We start from the raw sequence: 14,525 nt of genomic DNA, 5'->3' as shown, positions 1-14,525 counted from the left end.
CAGGAACGCGCTGCGCGGAAACTCCCCTGTGATCCCCGCGTTCCGCCTGCGGTGAGCGATTGAGGTTTCAAAGTGGCAGAAAGCGTCGGGTTAAAAAGCGCGGCGACGCGTAGACGGACCCAACGCGACCAGGTTGCCTCAGTGCCGACCTCCTATTATTGGGTCGTGCCGGGCATGGTTGCCGATTGGACGCAGATGGGGGCGCACGCCGCGTCACTGGGTTGCGATGCCATCATATTGGCCGCACCGGATGAGCGGGCGCGCGTCAGCAAAATCCCGATCTACCAGGATCTTGCGCCACAGCCTGGTGCGTCAGCCGAACTTCCGGATCCTCGCTTCGATAACGCCGAACGCGACGCGTCCCGCGAGTCCGTCGAGAAGGATGTTGCCGACGCGAAGGCGCGGGGCGTCACGGGGTTCCGTTGCCTGACGCCGCAGCTGCTTTCGGCTGCGGATTGGGCCGCCATCATATCATCACACTCGGACTGCCGCTTTCTGGCCTGGACGCCCGGCCTTCCGCCGGATGAACTTGCCTCGCTCGCCGGCGCCGGGTTCGCAAACGTATTCGACAGCCTTGCGTGGTGGGACGCCCGTCGCGCCTGGTATGTTGAGGAGGCGTGGCGCCTCGCCGCCGTGGCACCCGCCATCGCGACGCTGGAGGCGCCGGGCGCGCCCCGCTCGGCTTCCTCCCACACGGAAAACGAGCGTGAAGCTGCAGCCCGCCTGCGGATCGCGCTTGCCGGCAACTTGGGCGCCGGGATGCTCGTTCCGATGGGGTACGAGTTTGGCGCGCGGCACCCCCTTGATGCGGCGCGTGGCACTGCCGAGGAGTGGGAGTGGCTGCAGGAAAACGCGCCCTATGACCTCAGCGGCGCCCTTCGCGACGCGAACGCCGCCATCGCGAGCCGCGGCACGACCAAAGCCTCGCTGATGCCTGTGAGCGGCCCCGATACCGCCATCCTCGCACTGCTGCGCCACACCGCAGCGGGGTCGCAATCGACGCTGATACTCGCCAACACCGACCCTCTCCGCACCCTCACGCTGGACCCGGGTGCCGTGCCGCCTGACGTGTCGCCAGCGCTCGCCGGCGTCGGGCGCTTGTCTCTTCACGGTGCCGAGGTCCGTACGCTGAGCCTGCCCGCACCGACGTCGATCCTCGGCGCGTCGCGCGGCCAGGATGGCGCGCGCGATGCCGCAGCGGCGCCGCGCGTCGCCATCGAAGCCGAGCGGCCGAGCGTGGATGACGGACGCTTCGCGGTGAAGCGGACGCTGGGTGAAAACGTGCGCGTCGAGGTGGACCTGATCACCGACGGCCACGAGAAAATCGGCGCCGTTCTGCAGTGGCGTGCGGCGGACGAGACCGAATGGCAGGAACTTCGTCTGGCACCTTCGGGCAATGATCGCTGGTTCGCGGAGTTCCCTCTGCTTCGCCTGGGCGCCTACCGCTTCCGCATTCAGGCATGGCCCGATGCCTTCGCGAGTTTCGCCGATGGGCTCGCGAAGAACAGCAAGGCGGGCGTGCCGGTGACGCTGTCGCTCGAAGAAGGCCGGCTCCTCTTGGCCAAGGCTGCGGAAGGCAAGAGCGGACCCCTCGCGGCGCTGGCGACGCGGCTGCTCGCGGCCGACGAGGCAGAGCGTTTGGCCGTTCTTCAATCCGGGGAAACGGCGGCGCTGATGGCTGCGGCCGACCCCCGCCCCCTCCTCGCCCAGAGCGGCGAGTACGGCGTCGACTCGGAACGCACGGCAGCGGGCTTCGCGGCATGGTACGAGTTGTTCCCTCGCAGCCAGGCTGGCGACGGAAAGCGCCACGGCACCTTCGCCGATGTCATCGCCCAGTTGCCCCGCATTCAGGCCATGGGGTTCGACACGCTGTATTTCCCGCCGATCCATCCGATCGGGATGAAAGCCCGGAAGGGCCGCAACAACTCGCTCACCGCGGCGCCCGATGATCCCGGAAGCCCGTACGGCATCGGCGCTGCCGAGGGTGGCCACGACGCGCTCCATCCGGAGCTCGGCACGCTCGAGGACTTCGCCCGGCTGCGCGCGGCCGCCGCCGAGCATGGCTTGGAACTGGCGATCGATTTCGCCATCCAGTGCAGCCTCGACCATCCATGGCTGAAGGCGCATCCGGGCTGGTTCGACTGGCGGCCCGACGGATCGCTCCGCACCGCGGAAAACCCGCCGAAGAAGTACGAGGACATCGTCAACGTCGATTTCTACGCCGAGGACGCAATCCCCTCGCTCTGGCTGGCGTTGCGCGATGTCGTGCTGTTCTGGGCAGAGCAAGGCGTGCGATGCTTCCGCGTGGACAATCCGCACACCAAGCCCTTGCCGTTCTGGGAATGGATGATCGCCGAGGTGCGTGCCGCCTACCCGGACGCGTTGTTCCTGGCCGAAGCCTTCACGCGGCCGAAGCTGATGTATCGCCTGGCCAAGCTCGGCTTCTCGCAGAGCTACACGTACTTCACCTGGCGCAACACCAAGGTGGAGCTCACGGACTATCTCACCGAGCTGACGACCACGGCGCCACGCGACTTCTTCCGTCCGCATTTCTTCGTCAACACGCCCGATATCAATCCTTTCTTTCTGCAGACTGGCGGCCGTCCTGGGCACCTCATCCGCGCAGCTCTGGCCGCCACGCTGTCCGGCCTATGGGGTGTCTACCAGGGCTTCGAATATTGCGAGGCCGCTGCACTTCCCGGCCGCGAGGAATATCTCAATTCGGAAAAATACCAGCTGCGCGCATGGCCCGACCGGGCGCAAGGCGACATCGTCGACGAGATCGCGCGGCTGAACATCATTCGAAAGACCAATCCCGCCATGCGCAGTCACCTCACGCTCGAATTCCACGATGCGGCAAACGACCAGGTGCTGTGGTATCGCAAGGCGACGCCGGACCGCTCGAACGTGGTGTTCTGCGCCGTCAGCCTCGATCCGCATCAGGTGCAGGAGAGCGCGGTGGACTTGCCGCTATGGCAATGGTCGCTACCCGACGATGGTTCGGTCGAGGTCGAAGATCTCTTCACCGGCGAACGCTTCCGCTGGCAGGGGCGGCGGCAATCGCTGCGCATCGATCCCGCGGTGCGACCCTTCGCCATCTATCGGATCCGTCCGGCGGAGGCCGCTTGATGCGCGGCGCCCCTCATGGTGAAGCCGCGCAGCCGCGCGTCGCGCCATTGCGTGAGCCTGTCATCGCCGGCGCCGGCGATCCGCAATGGTATCGCGACGCGGTCATCTACCAGCTGCACATCAAGAGCTTCTTCGACGCCGATGGCGACGGCATCGGCGATTTTCCCGGCTTGCTCCAAAAACTCGACTACATCGTCGACCTCGGCGTCGACACCATCTGGCTCCTGCCCTTCTACCCGAGCCCGCGCCGCGACGATGGCTACGACATTGCCGACTATCGCGGCGTGCACGAGGATTACGGCAACCTCGGCGATCTGCGTCGCTTCGTACGCGAGGCGCATGCGCGCGGCCTGCGCATCATCACCGAGCTGGTGATCAACCACACCTCCGACCAGCATCCGTGGTTCCAGCGTGCCCGGCGCGCGAAGCCCGGCAGCGCGGCGCGCGACTATTATGTCTGGTCGGACACCGACACGCGCTACGACGGCACGCGCATCATCTTCACCGATACCGAGACTTCGAATTGGACGTGGGACCCGGTGGCCGGCGCGTATTTCTGGCACCGTTTCTTCAGCCACCAGCCGGACCTGAATTTCGACAATCCGCGCGTCATCGCGGAAGTGCTGAGCGTGATGCGCTTCTGGCTGGACCTTGGCATCGACGGGCTGCGGCTCGACGCCGTGCCCTATCTGATCGAGCGAGAGGGCACCAATAACGAGAATCTCGACGAGACGCACACGGTCCTGAAACTGATCCGCGCGAAGCTGGATTCGGGCCACCCCGGCCGAATGCTGCTCGCCGAGGCGAACCAGTGGCCGGAGGACACGCAGCAGTATTTCGGCGACGGCGACGAATGCCACATGGCGTTCCACTTCCCGCTGATGCCGCGCATGTACATGGCGATCGCGCAGGAAGACCGCTTCCCGATCACCGACATCCTCCGCCAGACGCCAGCGATTCCCGACGGCTGCCAATGGGCGATCTTCCTGCGCAACCATGACGAGCTGACGCTCGAGATGGTGACCGACCGCGAGCGCGACTATCTCTGGTCCACCTATGCCGCGGACAAGCGGGCGCGGATCAACCTCGGCATCCGCCGCCGCCTCGCACCGCTGCTCCAGCGCGACCGCCGGCGCATCGAGCTGATGAATGGGCTGCTGCTGTCGATGCCAGGCACGCCGGTCATCTACTACGGCGACGAAATCGGCATGGGCGACAATATCTACCTGCGTGACCGCGACGGTGTGCGCACGCCGATGCAATGGTCGCCCGATCGCAACGGCGGCTTCTCGCGCGCCGACCCGGCGGCGCTGGTGCTGCCGCCGCTGCAGGATGCGATGTACGGCTTCCAGGCGGTCAACGCCGAGACCCAGGCGCGCGACCCGCATTCGCTGCTGAACTGGACGCGGCGCATGCTCGCGGTGCGCAAGCAGAGCGCCACCTTCGGGCGCGGCGAGATGCGCATGCTCACGCCCGACAATCGCAAGGTGCTCGTCTACATCCGCGTGCTCGGCGACGAGCAGGTGCTGTGCGTGTTCAATCTCGCGCGCACCGCGCAGGCGGTCGAGATCGATCTCTCCGCGATAGGCGGCCGCGTGCCGGTTGAGATGCTGGGCGGCACCGCCTTCCCGCCCATCGGGCAGCTGCCCTATCTGCTGACGCTGCCGCCCTACGGCTTCTACTGGTTCCTGCTCGCCGAGGCCGCGGCGATGCCGGCTTGGCGTGCAGCGCCGCCCGAGCCTCTGCCCGAACTACGCACTCTGGTGTTCCGCGCGCCCGACAGCGACATCCTCACCGCCACCGCGCGCGCGACGCTGGAGCGCGATATCCTGCCGCTCTACCTGCCCAAGCGGCGTTGGTTCGCGGCCAAGGATCTGAAGATCGAATCGCTGCGCATCAGCGGCCACGTCACCCTGCCCGGGACCGAAAGCCTCGTGACGCTGGCCGAGGTCGAGGCGCAGATCGGCGGCGCCATCCAGCGTTACGCGATCCCGCTCGCTGCGGTCGAGGATAGCGAGACCAGCGGCGTGCTCGCATCCCAGCTCGCACTGTCGCGGCTGCGCAAGGGGCCGAGAATCGGCTTGCTGACCGATGCCTTCGCTGCCGATGCCTTTCCCCCTGCCGTCATGGCGTCGCTCGGCGCCAACGCGGTGCTTCCCTGCGACAGCGGCGAGATCCGTTTCCTGCCCACCGCGCGCCTCCAGGATATGGAGCTTGGCGACGCGCCCGTGATCCGTCGCCTCTCCGGCGAACAGTCGAACTCCTCGCTGGTCTATGGCGACAAGGTGGTGATCAAGATCCTCCGCCGCGTCAGCGACGGCATCCATCCCGAGGCGGAGGTGACGCGCCATCTCACGGCGCTCGGCTTCGCGAACATTCCCGCGCTGATCGGCGAAGTGGTGCGCGTCGCGCCCGACGGCACGCCGCACACTTTGATCCTGGTGCAGGAATTCGTACGCAACCAGGGCGACGCCTTTGCCTGGACGCTTGAATGGCTCCAGCGCGCGCTGGAGGAAGCACCGACCGCCGAGGCGCCGGAGACCGACCGCTTCGCCGGCTACCTGAGCTTCGCCGATGCCCTGGGTCGCCGGCTCGGCGAGCTGCACGTCGCCCTCGCGCTGCCCAGCGAGGACGCCGCATTCGCACCGGAGACGGCATCAGAAGCTGACGGTGAGGCCTGGGTCGTGGCGGCACTCGCCCAGCTCGACCCGGCGCTGGCCCATATCGAGGCGATCGATACTTGGCCTGACGAGGCCGATGCGGCCCGTGCCGGCTCGCTGCGCGATCGCGCTGATGCATTGCGCGCCGCGATCCGCGCCATGGCGCCGCGCGTCGCGGGCGCGATGAAGACGCGCACCCATGGCGACCTGCATCTGGGCCAGGTTCTGGTCGCGCAGGGCGACGCCGTGATCGTGGATTTCGAAGGTGAGCCGGCGCGGCCGCTGCAGGAACGCCGCGCCAAGGGAAGCCCGCTGCGCGACGTGGCCGGCCTGCTGCGCAGCTTCGACTATGCCGCGTGGATGAGTGCCAAGCCGCTCGGCGCGGCACCTGCGGTGGCCGCAGCCGAAGACCGTGCGGCGCTGCTGGAAACCTGGCGCGGTCTGGCCGAGGCGGCCTTGCTCGCCGCCTATCGCGGCGTTAGCCCGGAATCGGATGACGGCGACGCGGACCTGCTCGACTTGTTCCTGATCGAGCGCGCCGCCTACGAGATCCGCTACGAGGCAGCAAACCGCCCCGACTGGATCGGCGTGCCGCTGCGCGGTCTCACCACGCTCGTCGATCGGATCCTGGCATGAGCGATGATGCCGCGGCCATCGAAGCGCTCGTCCATGGCCGGCATGGCGATCCCTTCGCCGTGTTGGGCTGGCATGGCGGCACGTTTCGCTGCCTCCTGCCCGGCGCACACGCCGTGTCGATCCGCACCGGCGACGGCGAGCCGATCGCGCTGACGCTCGCCCACGCCGCGGGCCTGTTCACCGGCGAGGGACGCCGCGGACCATCGACGCTGCTAGACATCACATGGCCTGACACGTCACAGCAGGTCGAAGACGCCTACAGCTTTGGACTGCTGCTTTCCGACGAGGAGCTGCGCCTTTTTGCGGAGGGTCGGCTCGTGGAGGCCGGGCGGACCTTGGGCGCCAAGGCCATGCGCGTCGACGGCGTGCTCGGCACCCGCTTCGCCCTGTGGGCGCCGAATGCGCGGCGCGCCTCGGTGATCGGCCCGTTCAATGGGTGGGATGGTCGCCGGAACCCGATGCGCCGGCGCGGCGACAGCGGCGTCTGGGAGATCTTCATCCCGCGCCTATCCGCGGGCATGACGTACAAGTACGAGCTGCTCGGCGCCGACGGGGCGTTGTTGCCGCCCAAGGCCGACCCTTACGCCGCAGCGACCGAATTGCCGCCCGGCACCGCCTCCGTCATCGCCGACGCCGCGCCGTTTTCCTGGACCGATGCGGAGTGGATCGCGCAGCGCGGCGCGCGGCAATCCGCAACCGCCCCCATCTCGGTCTATGAGGTTCATGCCGCCTCCTGGTGGCGCGACGATGCCGGGCGTTCGCCGGATTGGGACGCGCTCGGTGACCGCCTGATCCCCTACGCCACCGGCCTCGGCTTCACGCATCTTGAATTGATGCCGATCATGGAGCATCCCTTCGGCGGCTCCTGGGGCTATCAGCCACTTGGGCAATTCGCGCCCTCGGCGCGCTTCGGGACGCCCTATGGCTTTGCGCGGTTCGTCGATCGTGCGCATGCCGCCGGGCTGGGCATCATCCTCGACTGGGTGCCGGCGCATTTCCCCACCGACGCGCATGGCCTGTATCGCTTCGATGGCACCGCGCTCTACGAGCACGCCGACCCGCGCGAGGGGTTCCACCGCGACTGGAACACCGCAATCTTCAACCTCGGCCGCCGCGAGGTGAGCGGCTTCCTGCTCGCCTCGGCGCTGCACTGGATCGAGCATTTCCACGTCGATGGCCTCCGCGTCGATGCCGTGGCGTCGATGCTCTACCGCGACTACTCCCGCGAGGCCGGCGAGTGGGTCCCCAACATCCATGGCGGTCGCGAGAATCTGGAAGCTGTCGATTTCCTGCGCACGCTGAACACCACCGTGGCCGAGCGCTGCCCGGGCGCCATCGTCGTCGCCGAGGAAAGCACGTCCTGGCCGGGCGTGACCGCGCCGGTCGCCGAGGGCGGCCTGGGCTTCGCCTTCAAATGGAACATGGGCTGGATGCACGACACGCTGCGCTACATGGAGGAGCCCTCCATCTACCGCCGCTGGCACCATCACGAGATGACCTTCGGCCTGGTCTACGCCTGGTCGGAAAAGTTCATGCTGCCGCTGAGCCATGACGAGGTGGTCTACGGCAAGCATTCGCTGCTGGAGAAGATGCCCGGCGACCGCTGGCAGCAGCTTGCCAATCTGCGCGCCTATTTCGCGTTCATGTGGGCGCATCCGGGCAAGAAGCTGTTGTTCATGGGCGGCGAGATCGCACAGCCCCGCGAATGGAACCACGACGCCGCCATCGCGTGGAACCTGCTCGACGATCCGGCGCATCGAGGCGTGCAGGCGGTGGTCCGCGACCTCAACCGCGCTTATCGCGACCACCCCGCGCTGCATCGCCATGATGCGAGTGCCGAGGGTTTCCGGTGGGTCATCGGCGATGCCAGTGCGGAATGCGTCTTCGCCTTCCTTCGGCTCGGCGATGATGGCGAACCGCCGGCCCTGGTCGTCAGCAACTTCACGCCGCTGCCGCGGGAGGGCTGGCGCATCGGCGTGCCGGTCGCCGGGCAGTGGCGCGAGGTGATCAATACCGATGCCGCGGCCTATGGCGGCGGCAACCTGGGCAATACCGGCAGCGTGCGCACGGACGCGATCGCGAGCCATGGCGAGGCGCAGTCGCTGTCGCTGCTGCTGCCGCCGCTGGCAACCCTGATCCTCCTTCCGGAACCCTCTCCATGAGCGCCAGCCTCCCGCCGCTGCAAGACGGCAAACCCTATCCTCTCGGCGCCAACTGGGATGGGCTTGGCGTCAACTTCGCCGTCTTCTCCGCCCATGCCGAGCGCATCGAGCTGTGCCTCTTCGACCAGGCCGGGCGGCGCGAGATCGCGCGCCACGCCCTGCCGCAATGCACCGACGAGGTGTGGCACGGCTACCTGCCCAATGCGCTGCCCGGCCAGCTCTACGGCTACCGCGCCTACGGGCCTTATGAACCGGCGCGCGGGCATCGGTTCAATGCGAACAAGCTGCTCATCGATCCCTATGCGCGACAGCTCGCCGGCCCGCTGCGTTGGTCGGATGCGCTGTTCGGCTATCGCACCGGCCGGCCAGAGACCACCTTCGACCGGCGCGACAGCGCGCCGGCCATGCCGAAATCCGTCATCGTGGACGACAGCTTCCACTGGGGCGACGACAAGCGCCCCGACGTCCCCTGGGACCGCACGGTGATCTACGAGACGCATCTGCGCGGCCTGACCATGCAGCACGACGCCATCCCCGCCCGCGAGCGCGGCACCTTCGCGGGCCTCGGTCACCCGGCGATCATCGAGCACCTCCAGCGCCTCGGGATCACCAGCGTCGAGCTGCTACCGATCCAAGCCTTCTGCCAGGACCGCTTCCTCGTCGAGAAGAACCTGCGCAACTACTGGGGCTATTCCACCCTCGCCTTCTTCGCGCCCGAGCCCAGCTTCCTGGTCGAGGAATGGCAGCGCAACGCCATTAAGGTCGCGGTGCGGCGCCTGCACGCGGCGGGCATCGAGGTGATCCTCGACGTCGTCTACAATCATACCTGCGAGGGCAGTGGCATGGGCCCGACGCTGTCCTGGCGCGGGCTCGACAACGCGTCCTACTATCGGCTGCTGCACGACGATCCGATGGTGCACATCAACGACACCGGCACCGGCAACACGGTGAACCTCTCGCACCCGCGCGTGCTGCAGATGGTCATGGACAGCCTGCGCTACTGGGTGAACGAGTACCACGTGGACGGCTTCCGCTTCGACCTCGGCACCATCCTCGGGCGTGAGGCCGATGGTTATGATCCTGGTTCGGGATTCTACGACGCGATCCGCCAGGATCCGGTGCTCAGCCAGGTCAAGCTGATCAGCGAGCCGTGGGACATTGGTCCCGGCGGCTACCAGGTCGGCAACCATCCGCCCGGCTTCGGTGAATGGAACGACAAGTTCCGCGACGGCGTGCGCCGTTTCTGGCGCGGCGATCCCGGCATGCGCGCGGAACTCGCCGCGCGCATCTCGGGTTCGGCGGATCTGTTCGACCGGCGCCGGCGCCGTCCCTGGGCCACGGTGAATTTCCTCACCTCGCATGACGGCTTCACGCTCCACGACCTCACCGCCTACGAGGAGCGGCACAACGAGGCCAATGGCGAGGACAATCGCGACGGCCATGGCGAAAATCTCTCGCGAAACTGGGGTGCCGAAGGCGACACCGAGGATGGTGGCGTTCTCGCCACCCGCGGCGCGGTGCAGCGCGCGATGCTGGCCACGCTGTTCATCTCGGCCGGCACGCCGATGCTGCTGGGCGGCGACGAGATCGACCGCACCCAGTCGGGCAACAACAACGCCTATTGCCAGGACAATGCGCTGTCCTGGGTCGACTGGACGCGGGCCGCGACGCCGGCGGCCGAGCAGCTGCATCGCTTTACAACCCGGCTGATCGCACTGCGCCATCGCATCGCCGCGCTCCGCCCGCCCGAATTCATGCATGGACAGCATGAGCCGTCGCCAGGCATTCTCGACATGGCCTGGTTCGACAATGCGGGCCAGGTGATCTCGCCCGACGCCTGGAACGATCCCGAGGCACGCTGCCTTGCGCTCCGACGCATGGTGGGTGGCGATATCGCGCTCGTCCTCCTCAATGCCGGTGAGGGCGAGGCGGTGTTCACCCTGCCCGCGCCGGCGCTGACCTGGACTCTCTGCCTCGACAGCAACGTGCCCGACGCGGAGGAGCGCGCGGTCGAAGGCGATGCGCTGACGCTCGCCGCGCGCAGCGTCGTCATCCTGAGTGCGAGACGCCCGGAATGACAGAAACGCGTTGGGGCGCCTGCCTCCTCGGCCCAGCCCAGGCCCGTTTCCGTCTCTGGGCGCCCGGGGCCGGTGCGGTCCTGCTTGAGCGCGACGGCAGCGCGCCTGCGCCGATGCTGGCAGAAGCCGATGGGTGGTGGAGCATCGAAACCGCCGCCGCCGCCGGTGACCGCTATCGCTACCGCGTGGACGGCCTGTTGCTCCCCGACCCCGCCTCGAGGCAGCAGGATGGCGGGGTGCACGACGCGTCTGTCATCGTCGACACATCGCGCTTCGCCTGGAAGCACGCGGATTGGCGCGGCCGTCCCTGGCACGAGACCATCCTCTACGAGCTGCATGCCGGCGCGATGGGCGGGTTCCGCGGCGTCACCGAGGCGTTGCCGCGCCTCCAGGCGCTAGGGGTCACCGCGATCGAGCTGATGCCGATCGCCGCGTTCCCCGGTGGACGCAACTGGGGCTATGACGGCGTGCTGCCCTTCGCACCCGACAGCAGCCTCGGCACGCCAGAAGAGCTCGCGGCGATGATCGATACCGCGCATGGCCTGGGGCTGATGGTGTTCCTCGACGTCGTCTACAATCACTTCGGCCCGGACGGCGCCTATCTCCACGCCGTCGCGAAGCGCTTCTTTCACCCGGAAATCCACACACCCTGGGGCGCGGCGATCGCCTTCGACGAGCCGGCGGTGCGTGCCTATTTCGAGGAGAATGCGCTCTACTGGCTGCGCGAGTTCCGCTTCGATGGGTTGCGCCTGGACGCCGTCCACGCCATCGCCGACCCGGACTGGCTCGACCAGCTCGCCCGCCGCCTGCGCGCTGCGCTCCCCGACCGGCACATCCACCTGGTGCTGGAGAACGAGGACAACGCCGCCCGACACCTGGGTGCCGATCTGTTCGACGCGCAATGGAACGATGACGGCCACAACACGCTCCATCGCCTGCTGACGGGCGAGACCGAGGCCTACTACGTCGACTATGCCGAAGCGCCTGCGGAGAAACTCGCCGCCGTGCTGCGCCAGGGATTCGTCTTCACCGGGCAGCATTCCCGCCATCGCGAGCAGCCGCGCGGGGAACCTTCGGCGCATCTGCCGCCGACCGCCTTCGTGCTGTTCCTGCAGAACCACGACCAGGTCGGCAACCGCGCCTTCGGCGAGCGGCTTGCGCATCTTGCGGATGCGGACGCGCTGGCTGCAGCCACCGCACTGCTGCTGCTCTGCCCGCAGATCCCAATGCTGTTCATGGGCGAGGAATGGGGTGCGACCGCGCCGTTCTTCTTCTTCACAGACCACAACGCCGAACTCGCTCCGCTGGTTCGGGATGGCCGGCGCGCGGAATTCGCGCACTTCGCCGCCTTCCAGGACGAGGTGAGGCGCGAGTCCATACCCGACCCGAACGACACGGAAACCTTCGCCCGCTCGATCCCCGACGTCGCCGAAGCGGAACTGCCCGCGCATGCCGCGATCCTCGCGCGACATCGTGCCCTTCTCGCTTTGCGCCACCACGTGATCATCCCGCGGCTGCAGGGGGCACAGGCCATCGGCGCCGACGCCGTCGGTGAGGCGGCGGTCGTGGCGCGCTGGCGCCTGGGGGACGGCGCCGTGCTGGCGATTGCGTGCAACCTCGGCGAGGCGGCGGTGGACACCACCCTGGCCGGCGACCTGCTGCACGAGACCCGCGCCGGCGCGGCCGCGGCACTCGCCGCCGGGCGTCTTGACGCGCGCTGCACGGTCGCGTTGCTGCTCGATATATCTGCCGGAACCACTGACCATGGATGACACATTGCTCGCCTTGTCCGAGGCGGCCGGCATCGCGACCCGCTGGCGTGACGTGCGCGGCACTGAGCACCAGGTCTCGCCGGAGACGCAGCGCGCACTGCTCAAGGCCCTTGGCCTCGATGCGGAGACGGAGGCGGATATCGCCGACGCACACCAGCGTCTCTCGGCCCCGCCGTCACGACCGCCGCCGCTGATCGCAACCGTGCAGGGTGGCGAGCCCCTGCCCCTCCCCGGCGCCAGGCCCGGCCATCGCTTCAAGCTGGCCTGGGAGGAGGGCGGCACGCTCGAAGGCCGCCTTGATGACGCCGGACGCCTTCCGACGCTCGACCGCGTCGGATACCACCGCTTGAGCCTCGACACTGTCGCCATGGCGATCGCCGTGGCGCCGTCGCGCTGCCCTTCCCTCGTCGAGATCGGCGCGCTTCCGCATCTGGACGCCAAGCCCTGGACGCTCGCGGTCCAGATCCCCTCGCTGCGCCGCGCCGGCGATGGTGGTGCGGGCGATTTCACCGCCCTCGGTGACCTCGCCGAGGCCGCGGCCCGGCATGGCGCCGCCGGGCTGGCGATCAGCCCCACCCACGCGCAATTCGCGGCACGGTCGGGAAAGTTCCTGCCGTACTCGCCATCCAGCCGGCTGTTCCTGAACCCGCTGCTGGCCGATCCCGATGCGGTGCTGCCGGGTGCGGCGCCCGCCGTGGTGCCGACCGACGCGGTGCTGATCGACTGGCCCGCGGTCGCGGCCGGGCGTCAGGCGCGGCTGCGCGCGTTGTTCGAGACCGCAAGTGACGATCCGCGCTTCCTCGCGTTCCGCGCCGAAGGCGGCCGCGCGCTGGAGGAGCACGCCCGCTTCGAGGCACTGCACACGCATCTGCTCGCAAGCGACGCGTCGCTGTGGCATTGGCGCGACTGGCCGATGGCGTTGCGCTCGCCCCAGGCGCCCGGCGTGCAGGCCTTCGCGCGCGAGCACGCCGGCGAGGTGGCGTTTCACGCCTTCTGCCAATGGATCGCGGACGCCTCGCTCGCGGACGCCGCGGCGCGTGCCGGTGCGGCCGGCATGCCGCTGGGGCTGATCGCGGATCTCGCGGTCGGCACCGATGGCGCCGGCAGCCATGCCTGGCAGCGCCAGGATTCCATCCTTGATGCCGCCAGCGTGGGTGCGCCGCCCGACATCTTCTCGCCGCTCGGGCAGGATTGGGGATTGGCGACCTTCTCCCCGCTCTCACTGGCCGCCCATGGCTTTGCCGCCTTCATCGAGATGCTGCGCGCCAATCTGCGCCATGCCGGCGGCCTGCGCATCGACCATGCGATGGGCCTGCGCCGGCTGTGGCTGGTGCCGCGCGGTGCCGGGCCGGCGGACGGCGCCTACCTCCGCTACCCGTTGCGCGAGATGCTGCACCTGCTGGCGCTCGAGGCGCATCGCCACGCCGCGATCGTCATGGGCGAGGATCTCGGCACGCTGCCCGAGGGCTTCGCGCAAGACATCACCGATGCCGGCATGCTCGGGATGCGCGTGCTGTGGTTCGAGCGCGGCGAGGCGGGCGGCTTCCGCGACCCCGCGCACTGGACCCGCGAGGCCGCGGCGATGACCACGACGCATGACCTGCCGACGGTGGTTGGCTGGTGGCGCGGCCGCGACATCGACTGGCGCGAAGACCTGGCGTTGCTGCCCGACGCCGACGCCGAGCGCCGCGCGCGCGAAGCCGAGCGCGAATCCCTATGGCAATGCCTGTCGGCGACAGGCAGTGCCTCCGGTCCGCGGCCCGCCGAGGACAACCCCATCCCCTTCCTCGATGCCGCCATCGCGCAGGTCGGCCGCAGCGCCTGCGAACTCGCAATCCTCCCGCTCGAGGATGCGATGGCGGAAGTCGAACAGCCCAACCTTCCGGGCACTGTCGAGGGCCATCCGAACTGGGAGCGGCGGATGCCCGGCGAGGCGGCGACGATGCTCGATGCGCCCGATGTCGCCGCCCGGCTCGCCTCCTTCACGGCCGCGCGCCGCGCGTGACGGCACGGGGGGAACGAGATTCCCTCGCGCCTGGACTTCGATTCTCCGCGCTCCGCGCAACGTCCGCGCCTCGCTGGCGCTTT

6 protein-coding genes are annotated in these 14,525 nt (G+C 68.5%); all 6 read left to right on the top strand.

Annotated features, from left to right (window positions below; translation table 11 throughout):
• Positions 1-141: 141 nt before the first annotated feature.
• The 6 genes from GXW79_RS06055 to malQ are packed head-to-tail and all read left to right on the top strand — an operon-like array spanning position 142 to position 14,442.
• Positions 142-3,129 (top strand): alpha-1,4-glucan--maltose-1-phosphate maltosyltransferase, encoded by a 2,988-nt coding sequence (locus GXW79_RS06055; RefSeq protein WP_367614818.1) that lies wholly within the window; start codon positions 142-144, stop codon positions 3,127-3,129.
• Positions 3,129-6,425 (top strand): maltose alpha-D-glucosyltransferase, encoded by a 3,297-nt coding sequence (gene treS, locus GXW79_RS06050; protein ID WP_211873456.1) that lies wholly within the window; start codon positions 3,129-3,131, stop codon positions 6,423-6,425. The genes GXW79_RS06055 and treS overlap by 1 nt, the downstream gene beginning before the upstream one ends.
• Complete coding sequence (glgB, locus tag GXW79_RS06045) at positions 6,422-8,587, top strand: 1,4-alpha-glucan branching protein GlgB (protein ID WP_211873455.1); 2,166 nt, start codon at positions 6,422-6,424, stop codon at positions 8,585-8,587. Before treS ends, glgB begins: the two co-directional genes overlap by 4 nt.
• Entirely contained in the window at positions 8,584-10,665 is a 2,082-nt protein-coding gene (glgX, locus tag GXW79_RS06040; protein WP_211873454.1) for a glycogen debranching protein GlgX, read from the top strand. The genes glgB and glgX overlap by 4 nt, the downstream gene beginning before the upstream one ends.
• On the top strand, positions 10,662-12,437 hold the full coding sequence (gene treZ, locus GXW79_RS06035; protein ID WP_211873453.1) for a malto-oligosyltrehalose trehalohydrolase: 1,776 nt from the start codon (positions 10,662-10,664) through the stop codon (positions 12,435-12,437). The genes glgX and treZ overlap by 4 nt, the downstream gene beginning before the upstream one ends.
• Complete coding sequence (gene malQ / locus GXW79_RS06030) at positions 12,430-14,442, top strand: 4-alpha-glucanotransferase (protein WP_211873452.1); 2,013 nt, start codon at positions 12,430-12,432, stop codon at positions 14,440-14,442. Before treZ ends, malQ begins: the two co-directional genes overlap by 8 nt.
• Positions 14,443-14,525 lie beyond the last annotated feature (83 nt).

This window comes from Plastoroseomonas arctica (assembly GCF_018128965.1).
Classification (GTDB): domain Bacteria; phylum Pseudomonadota; class Alphaproteobacteria; order Acetobacterales; family Acetobacteraceae; genus Plastoroseomonas; species Plastoroseomonas arctica.
The sequence above is the reverse complement of the archived record's forward strand: the minus strand, read 5'-3'. Positions and strand labels throughout refer to the sequence as shown.